This is a genomic window from Streptomyces sp. NBC_00258 (assembly GCF_036182465.1).
Taxonomy (GTDB): Bacteria; Actinomycetota; Actinomycetes; order Streptomycetales; family Streptomycetaceae; genus Streptomyces.
This window is the reverse complement of sequence record NZ_CP108081.1, coordinates 8988650-9007657: the sequence shown is the minus strand read 5'-3', so window position 1 is coordinate 9007657 and position 19008 is coordinate 8988650. Positions and strand designations below refer to the sequence as shown.

Sequence of the window (19008 nt, the reverse complement as noted above, 5' to 3'; positions counted from 1 at the left end):
GTCAGCTCACCCCCATTCGGGACAGCGTGGTCTCGGCGGTGTTCACGGCGTCCCGCCAGGCCCGGTCGGGTTTCTTGCCGAGCGATTCCACGTTGGTCAGCTCCTGGAAGAACGGGGTGTTGGCGGTCTCCTCGTACGGGCTGAAGTAGACGACGGGGGCCTTCTGGGCGGCCGGGCCGAAGACGTCGATGGGCCGCTGACCGCCGAAGAAGGGGTCGGGCTTGTGCATCGCGGGGTCGGCGTAGGCGGCCGGAGTGGTGGGGAACAGGGCCATCTCCTGGTAGCTCTTGAGCTGGTTCGCCGGGCCGAGCAGCCACTTCACGAAGGCGAAGGCGCCCTCCGGGTCGCGGCAGTAGCGGGTCAGGGTGACGTACGAGCCGCCGTAGTTGGCGGGTCCGTCGGGCATGGTGGTCAGCCGCCAGGCCCCGGACGTCTTCGGCGCGGTGTCCTTCAGTCCGTTGATGGCCCACACCGCCGTGGTCATCGAAGCGACGCGTCCCCCGCTCATGGCCGCGTTGTAGTCGGGCGTGCCGTCCACGATCCGGGCGCTGAGCCCCTGCCGGAGGATCTCCACGGAGAGGTCCCAGGCGCGCCTGATGTGTTCCTGGTCGCCGATGAAGCGGTTGTCGGCGTCCACGAACTGCTTGGGGCTCTGGAGCAACACCTGCTGAAAAACATTGCCGACGTTGCTCACCAGATACGGCTTGCCGGGCCCCTTCCGGAGCGCCTGCCCGGCAGCGAGGTATTTCTCCCAGGTGGAGAGCTCCTCGGCAACGGCTTGCGGCTCGTCGGGCAGCCCGGCCCGCCGGAAGAGATCACGCCGGTAGTAGAGCGCGGTAGGTCCGGCATCGAGCGGGAAGCCGATCATCCGCCCCGAAGGAGCGAAGCACCCCTTCCACTTCCAGTCGAGATACTCACCACGCACGCCCTCGGCACCCAGCGTCCGCAAGTCAAGAAACTCGTTCTCATCGGGAAAGAACGTGGCGAGGTTGTCGGAGTTCACGACCGTCAGATCCGGCACATAGGCACGGGCGGCAAGACTCGTACGGACCTTCGAGTCGATGTCCCCGTCGGGGATCTGGGACCCCTTCACCCTCAGCCCCGGCACACCGGGTACGGCACGCCTGGCGGTGGCGAGCAGCTTGTCGCTCAGCGAGCCCTTCCAGTACCAGAGGCTCAGGTGATCGGTGCCCGCGGAGGCCGAGCCATTGCCCGCCCCGCATCCCGTCAGGCCGAGCAGCGCGGCGCCCGCACCGCCGAGGGAGGCCCCCAGCAGACCCCTGCGGGACATCGTTCGGTGTTCCATCGGCGCGCACTCACTTTCCGGGCACGGTCGGCCGGGAAAGGGCGCGGCCGCGGGCCCGTTTTCCGAGGAGGAAGGTCGGGACAACGATGTCGGGAGGCTCCGTGAACGTTCACGTGAACGTTGCCGTCGAGTATCGAGGCGGCCGAAAACGAGTGTCAAGACATGTGCAAGCGCTATCTGTCGCTGCGGAGAGACTCAGGCGGAGGCCCGCACCACCAGCTCGGGAATGACCCAGGCGTCCGCGCCGCTCAGCGGCTCCTCGCCGGCCCGCAGCCGCGCCACCTGCTCGACGGCCAGCCGCCCCAACCGCCGCTTGTCGATATGAAGTGTGGTCAGACCGGGCTCCACCAGTTCACCCAGGGAAAGCCCGTCGAAGCCCAGAACGGCCAGATCGTCCGGAATCCGCAGCCCCCGACGCCGGGCGGCACGCATGGCCCCGACGGCGATCAGATCGTTGAACCCCACCACACCAGTGATCTCCGGCCGCGCGTCGAGCAACCGCTCCGCCCCCGCCTCACCACCACCCACACTGTGCTCAGGACACAGCACGATCCAGCTGTCGTCGACGGGCAGCCCAAGCCGCCGCACCTCGCGCAGAAACGCCTTCCGGCGCTCACCGGGAACCTCACTCCGCTCCCCGTCCAGCATGCCGATCCTGCGATGTCCGGCCCGGACCAAATGAGCAAGGCCCTGCTCCATACCGGCGGCAACGTCGATACCGACGGCCCCGAACCGGGTCTGCTGAGGCCCGCGCTCCAACAGCACCAACGGCACACCGCCCAGCCGCCGGGCGAGCACGTCGTCCTCGTTCTTGAAGTACCCCACAACGGCATCGGCCTGATGGGACAGCACATCAAGCGCCTCCCGCTCCCGGGCCTCATCGGTACGGGAGTCCCACACCACCACCTGCCACCCACGCAGCTCGGCGGCTTCCAGCACCCCGGCGGCCACCTCGGGAAAGAACGGATTCATCAGGTCCGGAATCACCAGACCCACCGTCACGGTTCCCTTCCGCACCAGCCCCCGCGCGAACCGGCTGGGCCGGTAGTCCAGCGCCCGAGCGGCCTCAAGCACCCGCTCCTTGGTCCCGGGATCGATCTCACCCTTGTCATTGACAGCCCGTGAAACCGTCTGCCGCGACACCCCCGCCAACTGGGCAACATCATGGATGGTGGCCCGCCGACGCCCCCCGCCGACCTGCCCGCCACTCGACCCCAGCCGCTCATCACCCCGCACGAAGTGCACTGTAACCGGCCACCACGACACACCCACCGGGGGAACACCCCCAAAACCCCGCAGCCGCCGACGCACGCGGGGCGGGGCCGTGCCGGTATGTCAACGTTCGCGACGTACGGCTCCCACGGGAAACGCCCACCGATGGAACCCAGGGCAGTACGCCCGGCAGTCGCGAACGTGACATACCGGCACGGCCCCGCCCCACCCACAGACAATCCCCAGGCGCAGGCCGCCCCCTCAGAACAACGCGCTGTAGGCATTCAAAGCAGGCTGCCCCCCGAGATGGGCGTACAACACGGTCGAGCCCCGCCCGACCTCCCCCCGACCCACCAGATCGACCATCCCGGCCATCGACTTCCCCTCGTACACAGGATCGGTGACCATCCCCTCGGTCCGGGCGGCAAGCCGCATCGCGTCCAAGGTGGCCTCATCGGGAATCCCATAGGTGCCCGCGTGATACCGCCCGTCCAGCTCGATGTTCGCCTCGGTCAACTCCTTCTCCACACCGATGAGTTGTCCCGTCCCGTGGGCGATCCGCGCGATCTGCTCACGGGTACGTTCGGGCGCGGCCGACGCGTCGATCCCGATGACACGCCGCGCCCGCCCACCCTCCTCCTCCAGTGCCCGGAACCCGGCAACCATCCCCGCCTGAGTGGACCCGGTCACCGAGCAAACGACCACGGTGTCGAAGAAGACCCTCAACTCCCGCTCCTGCTCGGCAACTTCAAAGGCCCACCCGGCAAACCCGAGCCCACCGAGGGGATGATCGGAGGCCCCAGCAGGAATGGCATAGGGCGTCCCACCCCCCTCCTCAACCTCCCGCAGAGCCTGCTCCCAGCTCTCCTTGAACCCGATCCCGAACCCGGCCCGCACAAGCCGCACATCGGCCCCCGCAAGCCGGCTGATCAGAATGTTGCCGACCTTGTCGTACACGGAGTCGGGCCACTCCACCCAACTCTCCTGCACAAGAACGCACTTGAGTCCAGCCCGAGCGGCACAGGCGGCCACCTGCCGAGTGTGATTGGACTGAACCCCACCAATCGAGACAAGCGTGTCGCACCCCTTCGCAAGAGCGTCCGCGACGAGGTACTCCAGCTTGCGAGTCTTGTTCCCCCCATAAGCAACCCCGGAGTTGCAGTCCTCCCGCTTGGCCCAGAGCGAGGCGCCGCCGAGGTGCTTCGTGAGCCGCTCCAGCGGATGCACGGGCGAGGGACCGAAGAGCAGGGGGTAACGGGCGTACGAGGCAAGCGACATGGATCCTCCACGGATCAGGTATCGAGATCGGCCAGGTCTTCGAGGCCACGCCAGATCTCCGCCGTGACGCGGACGGCCTCGTCCACGTCGCCGAGGGCACAGGCGTCGATCAGCTCGTCGTGCAGCCCGGCCGAACGGCAGTTGCCGCCCTCGCCGAACCGGCGCCGCTCCAGGCGCCGGATGAGCGGGGTGTAGCGGGCGACGGTGGCGGCGGCGGCGCGATTCCCGCTCACACGGACCAGTACGTCGTGCAGCTCGTCGTCGGCACACAACGCGGCGGCCACGTCACCGTCGCGCACGGCCGCGGCGAAACGCGCGTTGGCCTCCCGCATGGCACCGATGTGGCCGGGGCGAAGCCGGGGCAGCGCCGCCCGAGTGACCAGCTCGTGCATGGCGCCGACGACGGCCGCGGCGTCCCGCACATCGGCGGCCACCACAGGGGTCACCCGCGTGTAGCTCTGCGGCTTGGACTCCAGCAGGCCTTCGTCGACGAGCCGTGAGAAGGCATCCCGTACGGGCGCCCGGGAAAGCCCGAGCCGCTCGGCCAGCTCGGCGTCCCGCACGACGGCGCCCGGCGCGATGTCGCCGGCCACGATGGCGTCCCGTATCGCCTCGTACGCGCGGTCCCTGAGCAGGGTCCGGGGCACGGGCCGAATCGCTCCCATGGACTAAAATGTTAGATGTCAGATCGAGCCCAGCACAAGAGTGCGACCCGCACCGAAGTACGGGCCGCACTCACACAGGGCTAACAAGCCCACGGCCAGTCCGCGTCCCGAGCGCCCTCAAGCAGCGGAACCATCCGAAACGCGGCATCCGAAAGCCCCCCGAAGACATGCCGGTTCCCCGCTCCCGACGGCCCGTGCCCCGCCCGGTACCCGGCGAGGTTCCAGGTGTAGACCGGCACATGCGCAGGAACCTGCTCGGTCGGATCGCCGTAGTGGCTGTACGTGGCCTGCTCGTCCGTGACGATCAGCACACGATCATGCCGCTTGTAGTGCTTGCGCACCGCCTCGGTCGTATCAGTCCCGCCGAGGTCGCCGAAACGCTCCAGCACCCTCAACACCGACTCACCCCGACGGAACTTCACCCGCGCGCTGCTCGTCCCGAACTCGACAAGATCGGCGTCCGCCGCCCGCAGCGCGAGCGCCGTACCGAAGATCGCCGCCGCGTCGGCCCGGTTGAGCTCCGAGCGCTCGGAAAGCCGCGAGTAGAACATCGACCCGGACCGGTCGACGAGCACGAGCGTCCTGCCACCCAGCGCAGGCACGTTGGCCAGCGAGTGACCGAGCGCCTGCTCCAGCGGGTACGCCCAGCGCAGCGAAGGCGCGTGCTGGTACGCGGCGAGGTACCGGAACGGGAACTGCCGAGAACGCGCGACCTCCGCGGGGTCACTGATCTTCGCGGCGACCTGGGCAGCAACCTCGTCCGAGACCCCGGCCTCGTCGAAGTTACGCAGGTTCCGCACCAGGGCCATCGCACCCATGGACGGGATGACGGCCTCCCAGGCCGCCTTGTCCATCGGTCCCTGCAGCCACCCGGCCAGCGCCTCCCAGGTGATGCCCGCGTCGGCGAGACGCTGTGCGCCGTGCGCACCGGTCACCACCTTGCGCCGCTTGGCGGGCCGCAGTGCCATCAGGTCACGGTGGGCCGCCAGAACGGGCAGCGACTTGGGTACGACCGCGGTGTCCGGGTTGTGCCGCCGGTCCAGCGCGTACTGGAACAGCTCGCCCTGCCACGGCTTGTCCGGGTCGGGTGCCGCGTGCACGAGGTTGAGGATGTCGCCGAAGCGGTAGCCCTTGGACGCGGTGTCGTACTTCAGCAGCGACTTGCCGCTGTAGAGCCGGCGTACGGCGTCGGCGATGCCGCGCTTCACGGGCTTGGGGATGTTGCGGCCGTACAGCGCGGTCCAGTACGCGAGCAGCTCGCCGGGCTCGTCCGGGCGCCGCAGCACGGAGGCGACGACCTGCCGGTTCGCCGGGCCGTCCGTGGCGCCGGCGTCGAGGCGCGCCTTCACGTACTCGGCGGCGCCGACGATCGACGCGGTCCGCATGCTGCCCTCGCCACGCAGCCAGGCCAGCATGCTCGCCGTCCACGACGGGTCGCTGACGGCCAGCTCGCGCACGAGCCCGGCGAACCGGTCGTCCCGGGCGTCGCCGGTCTCGTAGAAGGTGTTCTGCGAGACGAGGTTGGAGATCGCCAGCAGAAAGAGCTCGGAACGCGCGTCGCGCTCACGGCCGCGGCCGCCCTCGTACGTGCGCAGTACGCGCCCGGTCGAGGTGACCCGCGAAGTGCCCTGGGCCTTCGCCGCCTTGGTGTTGAATCGCGCCATGATGAATTCCCCCGAATTCAGTGGTGTTTCGGAGGGAGGCACAGCAAATGGAGCGTGCCCGAGATCAGGAGTCGGCGACGGACTTAATCGGATGCTCTACCGGATTGAGCTACACCGGCCCGAAGCCGATGACGGGATTTGAACCCGCAACCCTCTGATCCCTGAAGTAACCGCTGCCTTCGCACCGGGCACACACCATTTGCTGCACCTCCCGAGATCAAGTCGGCGGCGGCCTGGATTCTTTGGAAGAGAAGTAGCCGCCGCCATCGCACCGGGAGGTGCATGAAGTTGTGGTGTCCAGAGTTCAAGGCCGGCGGAACCGACGTAGGTGCTCTAACCCCTGAGCTACACCGGCGCGTTGTGCCGGTGACGGGACTCGAACCCGCGGCCTCCCCATTAGGAGTGGAAGTAGGTCCTGCCTTCGCACCTGGACGTTCATCACTCTAGGACGCGCAACGAGGGTCGGGCGAACGATTATTTTCCGGGCCGGCGAACTGGACGGATCACCTTCACGCAAGGCCCCTGAGCCGGAGGGGCCCGAGGTGGCCGGGCTGCCATAGGCACTCCCTATGGCACCTGCTGACTTTGCGTCTTTGCCTCTCGTTCTTTTCCGAACGTACGGTGAAACCACTCGACGAGGTACTCACCGAGATTTATTGGAAAAATCGAGAGAGCAGGCGGCATGACCACGATAGAAAATGGATCGGGAACGCTGGAACTCAAGGGAAAGCGGGCCCTGGTCACAGGTGGTTCTCGCGGAATAGGAGCGGCCGTCGTTCGCCAACTCCTGGACGCGGGCGCCGAGGTGCTCACGACCGCCAGGTCGGCGACGAGCACGGTGCCGGAGGGGGCCGCCTTCGTGGAGGCCGACGTACGGACACGGGCCGGAGCTGAGACGCTCGCCGCGACCGCGCAGGAGGTGCTCGGCGGGGTGGACATCCTGGTCCACAACGCGGGTGGGGCACGGCCGTACGAGAGCACCTCGGCCATCCCCGACGAGGAGTGGCAGGACCAGCTGGACCTCAACTACCTGGCCTCGGTGCGGCTGGACGCGCTGCTGGTACCGGGGATGCGGGAACGGCGTTCGGGAACGATCGTGCACGTCTCCTCGGCCGCGGTGCCCGCCACGCCGCCCCCGTTCCTGCACTACACGGCGGCGAAGGCGGCACTGGAGAACTACAGCCGAGGGCTGGCCCTGGAGCTGGCGCCGTCCGGAATCCGGGTCAACACCGTGACTCCCGGCAGGACCGCCACCCCCGGCGGCGAACTGACGCGGGAGCAGTGGGCGCGCCTGGACCCGGCGCAGGGCCAGAACGACGCCACCGTGCCGCTGGGGCGCGAGGGCCAGCCCGACGACATCGCCGACGCGGTGCTGTTCCTCGTGTCCGACCGGGCGAGCTGGCTGACCGGAAGCAATCTCGTCGTGGACGGCGGCGAATTCCCCCGGGGTTGACGCCGACGGCATTCCGGAACGCCGGTTCCGGGATGAAGGCCGGTTTCCGCACGCTGAGTTCAGCGGCGCCCGCCTCCCCTTTCTCTGCCGTCAGGACACCGGTGAGAAGGAAGCGGATTCGGACCAGGTCTCCTTGCGCAGGAGTTCGAGCAGGACCGTCTCCGCCGGGCCCGCGCCGTGCCGGAGCACGGCGATGACGGGCTGGGGCACGACCGGGAACACCGGACGCACGAGGTGCTCGTAACCGTGGGGCACCGCGGAGGCCGGGACGAGCGTCACTCCCAGCCCGTGGGCGGCCCAGCGCACGGCCGTCGCCGTCTGGGACACGCGGGCGGCCGTGGTCGGGGTCAGATCGTTGTCCCGCAGCACGTTCAGCAGCACGCCGTCGAGCGCGCTGTCGCGGTCGAACCTCACCCACGGCTCCCCCGCCAGGTCCCTCAGCTCGACCCGGTCCGCGGCGAGCAGCCGGTGCCCGGCGCCCAGCACCACGACGAACTCCTCGTCGCCGAGGTGGTGGGCGTCGGCAGGGCTCCGCTCGCACGCCGCCATCAAGGCGAGGTTCAACACGCCCCGGCGGCACAGCCGCTCCAGCTCGGCGGAGCTCGGCTCCTCGAAGACGGTGACCTCCAGCCTCGGGAAGCGGCGGCGCAGTGTGCCCAGGGCGCCCGGCAGCTGCCGGGTGCCGAAGCCCATCTGCGCCGCGACCACCAGCTCGCCGACCAGTTCGTCGGCACCGGCCCGTGCCGTCGCCCTCGCCCGCCGCGACGCGTTCACCGCGGCCTCCGCCTCCCGCAGGAACGCGCGGCCGACCACGGTGGGCACCAGTCCGGTCGGAGTGCGGGCGAACAGTTTCACGCCGAGTTCCCGCTCCAGGCTGCGGATCTGCTGGGACACCGACGGCTGAGCGACGTGCAGCAGCTCCGCCGCCGCCGTCACCGAGCCCTCCTCGGCAACGGCCAGGGCGTACTCGTACTGACGAAGGCTCATCGGCTCCCGTTCCCTCCCTGCGGTGGACCGCGGTCCACTCCGTTGTCATCGTTGTAAGAAGTGTTACAACGCGGGAGGCGACGGGTTTACTCCATGACGGAGTTCAGCCGCGCTTCTGGCGCCGCCAAGGCCCGGTGACCGCCAGCATGATGCCCGGCTCCTGGATATTGGCGTACAGCGTCTTTCCGTCGGGCGAGAAGGTCACGCCGGTGAACTCGCTGAACTCGGGCTCCTCCTCGGTGCCGATGTTGAGGTCGTTGCGGGCGATGGGGTACGTACGGCCGCTGTCGGTCGCGCCGAAGAGATGCGAGACGCCCTCACCGTCCTCGGCGATGACGAGACCGCCGTACGGGGAGACGGTGATGTTGTCCGGCCCGTCGAAGGCGCCGTCCTCGGACGGGTCGGGGTTCACGCCGAGGAGGACCTTGAGGGTCAGCGTGCGGCGCTTGGGGTCGTAGAACCAGACCTGGCCGTCGTGCTGGACAGGGCTCTCCGCGCGTGCGTACGAGGAGACGATGTACGCGCCGCCGTCGCCCCACCACATGCCTTCGAGTTTGCGGGCGCGGGTGACCTCGCCGGGGCCGAACTGCTTGCGCACGTCGACGGTCTTCGCGTCGCGGTCGGGGACGTCCACCCAGTCGACGCCGTACACCGTGCCGATCTTCGTGGCGCGGGAGAGGTCGTCGACCGGGCGGCCGCCGGAGTCGTAGCACTTGGGTGCCTGGAGCACGCCCGCGTCGTCGGCGAGGGCACGGAACCCGCGCGGGCCGTAGTGGAATCCCTTGGGCGGGGTCCATCGGTAGAAGAGGCCGTTGGGGCCGGCCGCGTCCTCGGTGAGGTAGGCGTGGCCGCGCCTGGGGTCGATGACGACGGCCTCGTGGTCGTACCGGCCGAAGAACTTCAGGGGCTTGGGGTTGCGGTTGGCTCGCCGGTCGCCGGGGTCGACCTCGAAGACGTAGCCGTGGTCCTTGGTCATGCCGTTGACGCCGGCGCGGTCGGAGTTCTCCTCGCAGGTGAGCCAGGTGCCCCACGGGGTGCTGCCGCCCGCGCAGTTGGTGGAGGTGCCCGCGATGCCGACCCACTCGGCGACCGCGCCGCCCGGGCGCACCTCGACGACCGTGCAGCCGCCGGACGCGGCCGGGTCGTAGACGAGGCCCTCCGTCAGCGGCACCGGGTACTTCCAGTTGGCGCGCGGGCCCTTCAGCTCGTGGTTGTTGACGAGGAGGGTCGTACCGCGCGGGCCGTCGAAGGTGGCCGTGCCGTCGTGGTTGGAGGGGGTGAACTCGCCCGACTCCAGCTTGGTCTTCCCGCTGTACGTGATGACGCGGTACCGGAACCCGGCGGGCAGCGCGAGGACGCCCTTGGGGTCGGGCAGCAGCGGGCCGTAGCCGACGGCTCCGCCGTGCCGGTCGGCGTGGTCGGCATCGTCGTCGGCATCGCCCGTGGTCTCGGTGTCCGTGGACGCGAGGGCGCCGGGCGCGGTGGCGAGTGTGCCGACGCTGCCGATCAGGGCGACACCGGCGCCGGTGATCGCGGATCGTCTGGCGAAGTCCCTGCGGGTGAGCGACATGCTGTCTCCTGTGACGGTGGAGTGTGACCGTGGCGAGGGGGGTGACGCGTGGAGGGTGGCGGACCCGACTGTCGGCGACACAGTCCCGCCCGTGACTGAACGCCGGTTGAACGCGGGCCGTCTTCCCAGGGCTCGCTTGCGTGAATCCGGGCGGATCCGGTCTCTTCCGCCCGTCCGGCGCAATGCCGCCCCGTACGGCCCATCAGTCCTCGCATGCGAACTGTTGGTCGGAATAATCTCCATACCAAGGACCCGCACGACCCATGGGAGGCGAGCCGAAGTGGACGCGCGTCAGGCAAGCCACCGCCATGAGGAACGGCTGATGGCGCTGGCCAATGTGACCGGTGTCGGCAGTGGGCGCGACGAGGACTCCGGCGAGGACGTCATCGTCGTCTTCGTCATCCGCAAGGTCCCCCGCGACCGGCTCCGCCCCGAGGACGTGGTCCCGGACGAGCTGGAGGGCATCCCGGTCCGGGTCTTGGCGATGGGCGAGGACGAGCCCTGACGACCTGCGGTCTTCTTCGCCCCCGCCGCCCCTGCCCTCCCCCACTCTCGGCTTCGCTCGAGCGGGGGACCCCCATCGTCACTACTCGGGGGCCGGCCCTCGAACCCCCGCTCCTCAAACACCGGAGGGGCTGAAATACCCAGCCCGTCCGGCGTTTGAGGACGAGGCCGTTCAGGCCGATACGGGGGTTCGGGGGCGGAGCCCCTGAAAAGGGACGGGAATGGGTAGGGGCGGCGGGGGCGAAAGAAATCCCCCTATCCCCCTTGCTGCGACCGAGCCTTGAACGCGGCCTTCCGGGCCTCCTTGGCGACCTTCTTGTCGGGGTGCAGCCGCCCCATCGCCTCCAGCACATCCGGCGTGGCAGGGTGATCCACCCGCCAAGCCGCCGCGAAGAACCCCCCGTGCTGCGCCGCAAGCCCCTCGACAAGCGCCTGCAACTCCGCCGAGTTCCCCTCCGCGGCCAGCTGCGCGGCAATCGTGTCGACGGTCAGCCAGAACACCATCCCCTCGGACGGCGCGGGCACGTCCGAGGCCCCCCGCTCGGTGAGCCAGACCCGAGCGAGCCCACCAAGCTCGGCGTCGTCGAGCACCTCTCGGAGCGCGGGCGAGGCCTCCGTACCGACCAGCGAGAGGGCCTGCTGGCAGCGCAGCCGCCGCAGTGGCGCCCCCGCGTCGGCCCCCTTCGCCGCCGCGAGCAACTCCCGTGCCGCGGCAAGGGGTTCACGCCGGGCGAGCCACTGCTCGGTCTCGGCCTGCGCGGCCGCGGGCGGAAACGCGGAGGTGCCGTCGAGCAGCACGTCCGCCCCCTTGTCCGCGAGGTCGCCCACCGCGGGCGCCGCGAACCCGGATTCGAGGAGCCGGGCCCGGATCCCGTACACCCCGAGGGGGGTGAGCCGCACCATCCCGTACCGCGAGACGTCGGTGTCGTCGACCGGCGCCGCGGGCTCATCGTCTGCGTCGGCCATGAGGGCCTCGTCGACGGGCTGGAAGTCGACGAGCCCGATCGGCTCAAGGAGCCGGAACTGGTCGTCGAGCCGCATCATCGCGTCCGAGACCTGCTCCAGGACGTCGTTGGTGGGCTCCCCCATGTCGTCCGGCACGATCATCGACGCGGCGAGCGCGGGCAGCGGCACGGGGCCGTCGCCGGGCCCGTCCTCGCTGGAGGTCAGCAGGTAGAGGTTGCCGAGGACCCCGTCGAGGAACTCCGCCTCCGCCTCCGGATCCCAGTCCAGTTCGGAGAAGTCGATCTCGCCGCCCTCGCCCATGGCCTCCACGAGGTCGTCGAGGTCGGGCACGCTGGCGTCGGCGAGCACCGTCTCAAGGGCGGCGAGCCACAGTCCCAGTACGTCCTGCGGTGCCCCGGAGAGGACGAGTTTCAGGTCGGCTCCCGTGGTGACCGTGCCCTCCTCCTCGTCCACGACCTCGACGAGCCCGGTGTCGACGGCGACCCGCCAGGCCTCGCTCGCGTAGGCAGCGGCGTCCCCGCCGTCGAGGCCGAGTTCCGCGGCGGCGGCCGGCAGCTGTTCCTCGACGAGTTCGCCGCCGGCCCCGACCCGGGTGTCCGGACCGGCCCAGCGGGCGAGGCGCACGGCACGCGAGAGAAGCGGCGTGGCGAGGGCGTCCCGCGCGAGCTCCGCTTCGGAGTGCAGACGCACCGGCGGCAGGGGGGAACTGTCTGACATCGGCTGGTTCTCCTAGGACGAACGTTCGGGCGTACATCTCGGACGTACACGAGGCCCGCGGGCCGCCCGGGAAAACGCCTGCCGGCCGCCCCGGACACGCAGCCTCAGCCTAGACGGATTTGGACCCATGCCGCCCGGTTCATGAACCTGTCAGAAGTGTTAACTCGGGAAACCTTGACAAGTGCCGTGGCCAGACACGAGATTGACGCGCGTAGAAACTCGCGAGTAGCAGTCCGTCGCGGCTTCTACGCGCGTCACGGACCGCCCCACCGGTTACGGCTCCCCCACGGCTTCACCCTTGCCTTCGTTCGTCCTTGTTCGTCTTCGCTCCACCGCTCCACCGTCGCCTTCGCTCCACATACGTACGCGTTCCACAGCTCCACCCACGTACGTGTTCCGACAGCTCCACCCTCGTCCGTTCACAGCGCCACCCTCGTCCCGGCGCCCACGCACGTCCCCGGAGGGATCCCGTTGCCGAGCAAGTCTTCCGCACGCATAGCCGCGCTCACCGTCGCCGCCGTCTGTTCCACCGTCTCCGCGGTGGTCGTCACCTCGCCCGCCCACGCGGACGCCGTGGCCGTCCATGACATCCAGGGCTCCACCCGTACGTCCCCGCTCGCGGGCCAGCAGGTCACGGACGTGGCCGGCATCGTCACGGGCACGAGAACCTACGGTTCGTCCCGCGGTTTCTGGATCCAGGGTCCGTCCGCGGACGGCGACCCGGCCACCAGCGAGGGCGTCTTCGTCTTCACCAGCTCCACGCCGAAGGTCGCCGTCGGCGACTCGGTCACCGTCTCGGGCACGGTCACGGAGTTCGTGCCGGGCGGTGCCTCGACCGGCAACCAGTCGGTCACGGAGATCACCCGGCCGACGGTGACGGTGGTGTCGAGCGGCAACGCGCTGCCCAGGGCCGCGGTCATCGACAGCCGTTCCGTACCTGCCGCGTACACGCCCGAGGGCGACGCGGCGGCGAGTGGTTCGGTGGGCGCCCTGACGCTGCGGCCGAAGAAGTACGCCCTCGACTACTACGAGTCGTTGGAAGGCATGAACGTCGCGATCGGCTCGTCGCGCGTGGTCACCGCGACCGACCCGTTCTCCGAGCTCTGGGTGACGGTCAAGCCGCACGAGAACCCGAACCGTCGCGGCGGCACGGTCTACGGCGCGTACTCCTCGCAGAACACCGGCCGGCTGCAGATCCAGTCGCTCATCCCGACCGCCACCGAGCCGTTCCCGACGGCGAACGTCGGCGACACCCTCAAGGGCACCACCGAGGGCCCGCTCGACTACAACCAGTTCGGCGGCTACACCCTGACCGCCCGCACCCTGGGCACGGTGAAGACCGGCGGGCTGGAGCGCGAGACGACTCGCAAGCAGTCGCGTTCGGAGCTGGCGGTGGCGACGTACAACGTCGAGAACCTCGACCCGACGGACGCCACGTTCGCCGCGCACGCGGCCGCGATCGTGGACCACCTGCAGGCGCCGGACATCGTGTCCCTGGAGGAGATCCAGGACAACAACGGCGCGAAGAACGACGGCACGGTCGCCGCCGACCAGACGATGCAGAAGCTGATCGACGCGATCGTCGCTGCGGGCGGCCCCGCGTACGAGTGGCGCTCCATCGACCCGGTGAACCTCGCGGACGGCGGCGAGCCGGGCGGCAACATCCGTCAGGCGTTCCTCTACAACCCGGAGCGCGTTTCGTTCGTGGACCGCGCGGGCGGCGACGCCGCGACGGCCGTCGGCGTCACGAAGGTGCGCGGCAAGGCGCAGTTGACGGTCTCGCCGGGCCGGATCGACCCGGCGAACGCCGCGTGGACGAACAGCCGCAAGCCGCTCGCCGGCGAGTTCACCTTCCGCGGGAAGTCGGTCTTCGTGATCGCGAACCACTTCGCCTCGAAGGGCGGCGACCAGTCGCTGCACTCGCAGTTCCAGCCGCCGGCGCGCAGCTCGGAGACGCAGCGCCACCTCCAGGCGACCGCGGTCAACTCCTTCGTCAAGGACATCCTCGCGAAGCAGAGGAACGCGGACGTCGTGACGCTCGGCGACATCAACGACTTCGAGTTCTCGACGACGACGAAGCTCCTGGAGGACGACGGCGCCCTGTGGTCGGCCGTCAAGTCCCTTCCGAAGAGCGAGCGTTACAGCTACGACTACCAGGGCAACAGCCAGGTCCTCGACCAGATCCTGATCAGCCCGTCGATCCGCAAGGACTGCGACTTCACGTACGACAGCGTGCACATCAACTCGGAGTTCTCCGACCAGATCAGCGACCACGACCCGCAGGTGCTGCGGTTCCGCCCGTAGTCGCCGCGGGAGGACCGTAGTTGCCGCAGGAACACGCCGGTGAGCCCGGCCCCACGTCAGGGGGGCCGGGCTCACCGGTGTCTCGGGCCGAGGCTCGGGGGCTCAGGCTGTGAAGGCCTGGTTCAGCCAGCCCTGCCAGGCCGCCTCGTTCCCCTTGGCGTCGGCGCCCGGGGCGAAGTCGTGGACGCTCATGCCGACGGGCGCGCCCCAGTGGTTGCGTCCGAAGAAGCGGATGAGGGCGTCGTCGGTGCGCAGCCCGATGAAGTACGGGTTGCGGTAGTCGACGACGGCGTCCAGGACCTGTCCGTCGGGGCCCTGGGCCCGTACGCGCGCTCCCTCGGCGGTGTCGTCCGCGAGGCCGAGTGCCCGGCCGACGGCGGCGAAGGCGTCGGCCGCCCTGGACGCGTCGGGCCCGTCGAACGTGGCGAAGGCCGCAGGCCTGGCCGCGAACCTCGTCAGGTACTCGCGCAGGGTGTGGAGGTAGAAGTCGGTGTGCCTGCTCGCCCCGTCGTACTGGTTGTCCCAGTCGTCGACGAAGATCCCGCTGTGCACGTACCTCACCCAGGCGCGCCGTCCGCCGTCGCGCGGCTCGACGGTGTAGTCGAGCTGGTTGAGGGTCTGCGCGGAGTTCTCGTCGACGCCCTCGAGGCGGTTGGTGTACTTGTGCGGCGGGTCCCAGGCGGTGACCGTGGATCCCCAGGGGCCCCGGCCGCCCTCACGGGGCTCGGGGGGCTCCATCGGCCACAGCCAGCCGCCGGTACCGCTGGTGACGGCGTCCCACACCTGGTCGGGTGTGGCGTCGACCTCGAACTCGCGGGCGATCTCGAATTCCTTGGACATGGTGGGCTCCTGCGCGTCAACTAGGCGTGTCAGTCGGTGAGTTCGGGCACCACTGGGGGCGCCTCTGAAGTCTTGGGACCCTCGGACGTACCGGATGCGGCAGAGGTGCCGGCCGCACCGGACGTCTCGGGTTTCACCGTGGGGTGGACGGCCACGACGATCCGGTGGTCGCGGCCCCCCTCGGCGTCCGGGGAGTCGTACTTGCGGACCAGGGCGCCGACACCGGCCGTCAGCTCCTGGATGAACGCGGCCCGGTCGGCGGCGGAGGCGAAGCGCACCTCGCCGTCCAGCGCGTAAGTGGCGAGCCGCTTGCGGGCCTTCGTGGCACCCGTGACGAGCGTGCCGACGTCCCGCACCAGCCGGGCGCCGAGCGCGAGCAGCCACCGCGCCGAGAGCTGGTCCCGGAAGCGGTCCGGGTCTGGCTGCACGGCGGCGAGGGCGAGCGGCGAGATGACGTACGACGCGGCGGTCGCCCTCATCAGCCGCTCGGTCACGTTCCCCTTGCGGCGCTCGTCCGCGAGCTCGACCAGGCCGTGCCGCTCCAGCGCCTTCAGGTGGTAGTTCACCTTCTGCCTCGGCAGTCCGACCTTGCCGGCCAGCATGGCGGCCGACGCGGGTCCGGCCGCCAGCTCGGCCAGGAGCCGGCCCCTTATGGGGTCCAGCGAGGCGGCGGCTGCCGCCGGGTCCTCGATCACGGTCACGTCCAACATGACTCCACCGTCTCACCGAAAACTTTTTTTGTCCAGACGGTTCTTCTTGTCGGTCAGCGGGCGGTCACTCGGGGACGAGTCCGAGGGCATGGGTGTAGCGGCGGACCGTGGACTGCTTCAGACCGGGGTACGTGTGCACGCGCTCCCACTCCGGCGTACGGAACCCCACGCCGCCGCCCGGCGCCGCCAGCGCGTCGATGTGGGCCTGCGCGCTCTCCCACTCGGCGTAGTTGAGGACCTTCGTGCCGTCGGTGCTCAGGTGGAAGTGGGCGGAGATCCCGCCGGGGTTGGGGTTCGGCTCGCTCCGCAGGGCCTCGAACACGGCGTCCACCCAGGCGCGTTGCCGGTCGGGGTCCGGTCCCTCGAACTCGATCTCGACGATCACGACGCACCCCGTCACGCGGGTCTCCGCCTCCTGGGCGCCGCTGCGGTAGCGCCGGTAGCGGCCGAGCCCCGCCCGTTCGATCCCGGGGACGGCCACGTCCACCTCGTCCACGCGCTCCTGCCGGTGGACCTTCACGAACGCCTCGTAGTCCTGCTCGCTCCGCCACTGCGAGTGGTGCAGCAGGGTCGTGCCGTCCTCACCGGTGTAGACGTGGTACCCGAGCAGCCCGCCGGCCGGCCACGCCCTGCGCTTCCAGGTGGCGGCGATCGCCTCGACCGTCTCCTTCTGCCGTTCGGGCGTCCCCACCCGCCAGGTACTGAAGAAGGGTGCCCCCACCTCGGGCCGGGTCATCGCGGGGTGCGCATCGGTACGACGGGTCATCACGAACTCCAGTGATCGCTGATCGGTGTCCACGGCTCCACCCTCTGACCTCAACCAAACTTCAGGTCAAGCCCGGGCGGCCCGGCGGGGGTGCACCCCCGCCGGGCCGCAACAGACGCACGACGAGCGGCGGGGCCGAGTGGATCGGCCCCGCCGCTCGTCGTGCGGCACCGGTCGGTGACCGGTGCCGGTGGTGCGTCAGTGGTGTCCGTTGTGGCGCCGCCGCAGCAGGCCCACCGCGACCACCGCTCCGGCCCCGGCGATCAGCACGGGCCGGGGGTGCCGCTTTCCGGCCTGGACGGCATTGGTCACGGCCGTGCGCACCGGCCGGGGCACGTTGTCCTGGACGGCGTGTCCGGCCTGCGTGGCCTTGTCCTGCACCACGTGCCCCGCCTGGACGGCCTTGTCCTGGACCATGTGACCGGCCTCGACGGCCTTCCCCTGTACGACGTGCCCGGCCTCGGTGGCCTTGTCCTGCACGACATGGCCGGCCTGCGCCGCCTTGCCCTGCACGGCGTGGCCGGCCTCGGACGCCTTGCCCTTCAGCTCGGCGCCCCGGGCCCGCGCGCGGCCCTTCACATCGGCCTTCGCGGCCAACTCCTCGACCGTGTCGCCGAGTTGCCCCCGGGTCTCCTGGATCTGCCGTCGCAGCTCGTCCGGGCCCTTCGCGCCGCCGACGGCCTTGTCCGCCGCCGCCTTTCCGGGCTCCGCGGGATCATTCCTGTCCTTCATCGATGCGCCCTTTCCTTGATCTCGTCGACGTCGGCCCGGACGCTGTCGAGCGCCTCCTCGGGCATCGGCGGGGCGGCGCGCCCGAGCTGGGCCCGGCCCGTTTTCGCCAGCACGCCCGCGACCACGAAGAGCACGGCCGTGACGATGAGCGCCGCCGCCCACACGGGAAGCACGAGGGAGAGCGCGGCCGCACCGGTCGCGGCCAGGGCCATCAGCCCCACATAGGCGACGGCACCGGCCGCGCCCAGCATCCCGCCGCCGCGTCCCACGCGCCGGCCCTTCTGCGCCAGCTCCTCCTTCGCGAGCCGCACTTCCTGTCGTACGAGCTCGGAGAGCTGTTCGGTGGCCTGTCCGACGAGTTCACCGACCGAGTGCTGCTCGCCCGGCCGCCGGTCCATGGTTCCGGTCACGGCGTCCCGCCTCCTTTCGTCCGGGACGCCCGGGTACCCTGCCGGGCCGCCGTCACCCCTGTCCGGCGCCGCGATCGCCGAGTCTCGCCAGCTGGCTCTGGAACCAGTCCAGCCGGGCCTGCAGCAGCGCCGCCTCTGCGACGAGCTCGGAGACCCCGAGCCCCTCGGGCAGGCCGTCACCGGCGCCCGGTACGGCACCGCCCCCGGCCCGTACCCGCAGCCCTTCCCCGCCCAGCAGGGCGAAGGTCGCGAGCGACACCGCCGTACGGCCGCGCACGCATCCGGCGCAGGAGGCCGCGAAGCCCCGCCAGCCGGGCCTCCCCCATCCCGCGTCGGCCAGCGCCACGGCGACGGCGCCGCACGCGCAGGGGCCGACCGTGGCGGTACGCACCCGCTGCCGCGCGTACCGGAAACCGAGCTCGAAGCGGATGTAGGCGCCGAGGACCGTCACTTCGAGGAGTACGGCGCTCCGGTGCTCGGCGGTGCACAGCATGGCCTCGGCCGCCGTGCGCTCGTGCACGCAGTGGAAGCCGCAGTCGCAGCGGCGGTGCGGCGCCCGGTGCCGCAGGCCGTAGACGCAGTGCGCCTCGTCCAGCACTCCGTACGGCAGCGCGCCGCCCAGCGACACACCGGTGAACCCGGCCCGGGTGCCGTCCTGGGACAGCATCGGGTGGGCGATCTTGAATCCGGTCGGCGGCTCCGCCGGACGTTCCTCGGGGAGCCGCACCCTCATCGCGCGACCGGAACCTCTTCGACCGCGGACTCCAACTCCTCGATCTCCTCGGGGAGTCGGAGTTCTTCCTCTTCCAGGCGCGGCTGCTCCTCCGCGACTCCGGTGGCCAGTGCTTTGCCCAGCTTCATGACGCCTCCCGTGACAGACGACCTTCTACCGTCCCCGCCATGGTGACCGAAACGGGGGCGAGT

General features: G+C 70.2%; 18 protein-coding genes and 1 tRNA gene. 3 read left to right on the top strand and 16 right to left on the bottom strand.

The genetic code is table 11. The features are described from left to right. Position 1: 1 nt before the first annotated feature. The 6 genes from OG718_RS40105 to OG718_RS40080 all read right to left on the bottom strand — a co-directional run bounded on the left by OG718_RS40105 (position 2) and on the right by OG718_RS40080 (position 6559). Positions 2-1291: an ABC transporter substrate-binding protein gene (locus OG718_RS40105; RefSeq protein ID WP_328846511.1), complete on the bottom strand. Its 1290-nt coding sequence runs from the start codon at positions 1289-1291 to the stop codon at positions 2-4. A gap of 210 nt (positions 1292-1501) precedes the next feature. Continuing rightward, on the bottom strand, positions 1502-2542 hold the full coding sequence (locus OG718_RS40100) for a LacI family DNA-binding transcriptional regulator (RefSeq protein WP_328847912.1): 1041 nt from the start codon (positions 2540-2542) through the stop codon (positions 1502-1504). A gap of 237 nt (positions 2543-2779) precedes the next feature. Beyond that, the gene (locus tag OG718_RS40095; RefSeq protein WP_328846510.1) at positions 2780-3796 is read right to left on the bottom strand and encodes a 1-aminocyclopropane-1-carboxylate deaminase; all 1017 of its coding nucleotides are present in this window, start codon (positions 3794-3796) and stop codon (positions 2780-2782) included. Positions 3797-3810: 14 nt separating this feature from the next. Then, the gene (locus OG718_RS40090; RefSeq protein ID WP_328846509.1) at positions 3811-4461 is read right to left on the bottom strand and encodes a GntR family transcriptional regulator; all 651 of its coding nucleotides are present in this window, start codon (positions 4459-4461) and stop codon (positions 3811-3813) included. Between the two features lie 80 nt (positions 4462-4541). After that, on the bottom strand, positions 4542-6125 hold the full coding sequence (locus OG718_RS40085; RefSeq protein ID WP_328846508.1) for a TROVE domain-containing protein: 1584 nt from the start codon (positions 6123-6125) through the stop codon (positions 4542-4544). Positions 6126-6489: 364 nt separating this feature from the next. Next, positions 6490-6559 (bottom strand) — tRNA-Arg (locus tag OG718_RS40080). 248 nt (positions 6560-6807) lie between these two features. Here OG718_RS40080 and OG718_RS40075 point away from each other — a divergent pair. Then, a complete protein-coding gene (locus OG718_RS40075) occupies positions 6808-7578 on the top strand; it encodes an SDR family oxidoreductase (protein ID WP_328846507.1) in 771 nt (256 codons plus the stop codon). A 90-nt stretch (positions 7579-7668) separates the two neighbouring features. Here OG718_RS40075 and OG718_RS40070 read toward each other — a convergent pair whose 3' ends face one another. Both OG718_RS40070 and OG718_RS40065 read right to left on the bottom strand, forming a co-directional pair. Continuing rightward, the gene (locus OG718_RS40070) at positions 7669-8565 is read right to left on the bottom strand and encodes a LysR family transcriptional regulator (RefSeq protein ID WP_143637308.1); all 897 of its coding nucleotides are present in this window, start codon (positions 8563-8565) and stop codon (positions 7669-7671) included. 103 nt (positions 8566-8668) lie between these two features. Continuing rightward, the gene (locus tag OG718_RS40065; protein WP_143637310.1) at positions 8669-10135 is read right to left on the bottom strand and encodes an alkaline phosphatase PhoX; all 1467 of its coding nucleotides are present in this window, start codon (positions 10133-10135) and stop codon (positions 8669-8671) included. Positions 10136-10457: 322 nt separating this feature from the next. On the opposite strand from OG718_RS40065, the gene OG718_RS40060 reads away from it, so the two are divergent. Beyond that, a complete protein-coding gene (locus OG718_RS40060; protein WP_143637313.1) occupies positions 10458-10640 on the top strand; it encodes a hypothetical protein in 183 nt (60 codons plus the stop codon). Positions 10641-10894: 254 nt separating this feature from the next. Here OG718_RS40060 and OG718_RS40055 read toward each other — a convergent pair whose 3' ends face one another. Further along, complete coding sequence (locus OG718_RS40055; protein WP_328846506.1) at positions 10895-12322, bottom strand: hypothetical protein; 1428 nt, start codon at positions 12320-12322, stop codon at positions 10895-10897. A gap of 471 nt (positions 12323-12793) precedes the next feature. Between OG718_RS40055 and OG718_RS40050 the strand changes: the two genes are divergently transcribed. Further along, positions 12794-14626: an endonuclease/exonuclease/phosphatase family protein gene (locus tag OG718_RS40050; RefSeq protein ID WP_328846505.1), complete on the top strand. Its 1833-nt coding sequence runs from the start codon at positions 12794-12796 to the stop codon at positions 14624-14626. 102 nt (positions 14627-14728) lie between these two features. On the opposite strand, the gene OG718_RS40045 is transcribed toward OG718_RS40050, so the two are convergent. The 7 genes from OG718_RS40045 to OG718_RS40015 all read right to left on the bottom strand — a co-directional run bounded on the left by OG718_RS40045 (position 14729) and on the right by OG718_RS40015 (position 18945). Then, entirely contained in the window at positions 14729-15466 is a 738-nt protein-coding gene (locus tag OG718_RS40045) for an SRPBCC family protein (protein WP_328846504.1), read from the bottom strand. Positions 15467-15495: 29 nt separating this feature from the next. Continuing rightward, entirely contained in the window at positions 15496-16176 is a 681-nt protein-coding gene (locus tag OG718_RS40040; RefSeq protein WP_143637323.1) for an ArsR/SmtB family transcription factor, read from the bottom strand. Positions 16177-16240: 64 nt separating this feature from the next. After that, the gene (locus tag OG718_RS40035) at positions 16241-16942 is read right to left on the bottom strand and encodes an antibiotic biosynthesis monooxygenase (protein WP_328847911.1); all 702 of its coding nucleotides are present in this window, start codon (positions 16940-16942) and stop codon (positions 16241-16243) included. A gap of 198 nt (positions 16943-17140) precedes the next feature. Further along, entirely contained in the window at positions 17141-17674 is a 534-nt protein-coding gene (locus OG718_RS40030) for a DUF3618 domain-containing protein (RefSeq protein WP_143637325.1), read from the bottom strand. After that, positions 17671-18084 carry a phage holin family protein gene (locus tag OG718_RS40025; protein ID WP_186001173.1) on the bottom strand — a complete coding sequence of 138 codons (414 nt, stop codon included), beginning with the start codon at positions 18082-18084 and terminating at the stop codon, positions 17671-17673. Before OG718_RS40025 ends, OG718_RS40030 begins: the two co-directional genes overlap by 4 nt. A 52-nt stretch (positions 18085-18136) precedes the next feature. Continuing rightward, positions 18137-18817 (bottom strand): hypothetical protein, encoded by a 681-nt coding sequence (locus OG718_RS40020; RefSeq protein WP_328846503.1) that lies wholly within the window; start codon positions 18815-18817, stop codon positions 18137-18139. Then, the gene (locus OG718_RS40015) at positions 18814-18945 is read right to left on the bottom strand and encodes a hypothetical protein (protein WP_307525800.1); all 132 of its coding nucleotides are present in this window, start codon (positions 18943-18945) and stop codon (positions 18814-18816) included. The genes OG718_RS40020 and OG718_RS40015 overlap by 4 nt, the downstream gene beginning before the upstream one ends. Between the last annotated feature and the right edge of the window lie 63 nt (positions 18946-19008).

Bases quoted from the DNA above. Each gene is read 5' to 3' on its own strand.
- OG718_RS40075 (WP_328846507.1), top strand. From the start codon at position 6,808: ATGACCACGATAGAAAATGGATCGGGAACGCTGGAACTCAAGGGAAAG.
- OG718_RS40070 (WP_143637308.1), bottom strand. From the start codon at position 8,565: ATGAGCCTTCGTCAGTACGAGTACGCCCTGGCCGTTGCCGAGGAGGGC.
- OG718_RS40035 (WP_328847911.1), bottom strand. From the start codon at position 16,942: ATGACCCGTCGTACCGATGCGCACCCCGCGATGACCCGGCCCGAGGTG.
- OG718_RS40060 (WP_143637313.1), top strand. From the start codon at position 10,458: ATGGCGCTGGCCAATGTGACCGGTGTCGGCAGTGGGCGCGACGAGGAC.
- OG718_RS40065 (WP_143637310.1), bottom strand. From the start codon at position 10,135: ATGTCGCTCACCCGCAGGGACTTCGCCAGACGATCCGCGATCACCGGC.
- OG718_RS40015 (WP_307525800.1), bottom strand. From the start codon at position 18,945: ATGAAGCTGGGCAAAGCACTGGCCACCGGAGTCGCGGAGGAGCAGCCG.
- OG718_RS40040 (WP_143637323.1), bottom strand. From the start codon at position 16,176: ATGTTGGACGTGACCGTGATCGAGGACCCGGCGGCAGCCGCCGCCTCG.
- OG718_RS40045 (WP_328846504.1), bottom strand. From the start codon at position 15,466: ATGTCCAAGGAATTCGAGATCGCCCGCGAGTTCGAGGTCGACGCCACA.
- OG718_RS40085 (WP_328846508.1), bottom strand. From the start codon at position 6,125: ATGGCGCGATTCAACACCAAGGCGGCGAAGGCCCAGGGCACTTCGCGG.
- OG718_RS40030 (WP_143637325.1), bottom strand. From the start codon at position 17,674: ATGAAGGACAGGAATGATCCCGCGGAGCCCGGAAAGGCGGCGGCGGAC.
- OG718_RS40020 (WP_328846503.1), bottom strand. From the start codon at position 18,817: ATGAGGGTGCGGCTCCCCGAGGAACGTCCGGCGGAGCCGCCGACCGGA.
- OG718_RS40055 (WP_328846506.1), bottom strand. From the start codon at position 12,322: ATGTCAGACAGTTCCCCCCTGCCGCCGGTGCGTCTGCACTCCGAAGCG.
- OG718_RS40090 (WP_328846509.1), bottom strand. From the start codon at position 4,461: ATGGGAGCGATTCGGCCCGTGCCCCGGACCCTGCTCAGGGACCGCGCG.
- OG718_RS40105 (WP_328846511.1), bottom strand. From the start codon at position 1,291: ATGTCCCGCAGGGGTCTGCTGGGGGCCTCCCTCGGCGGTGCGGGCGCC.
- OG718_RS40095 (WP_328846510.1), bottom strand. From the start codon at position 3,796: ATGTCGCTTGCCTCGTACGCCCGTTACCCCCTGCTCTTCGGTCCCTCG.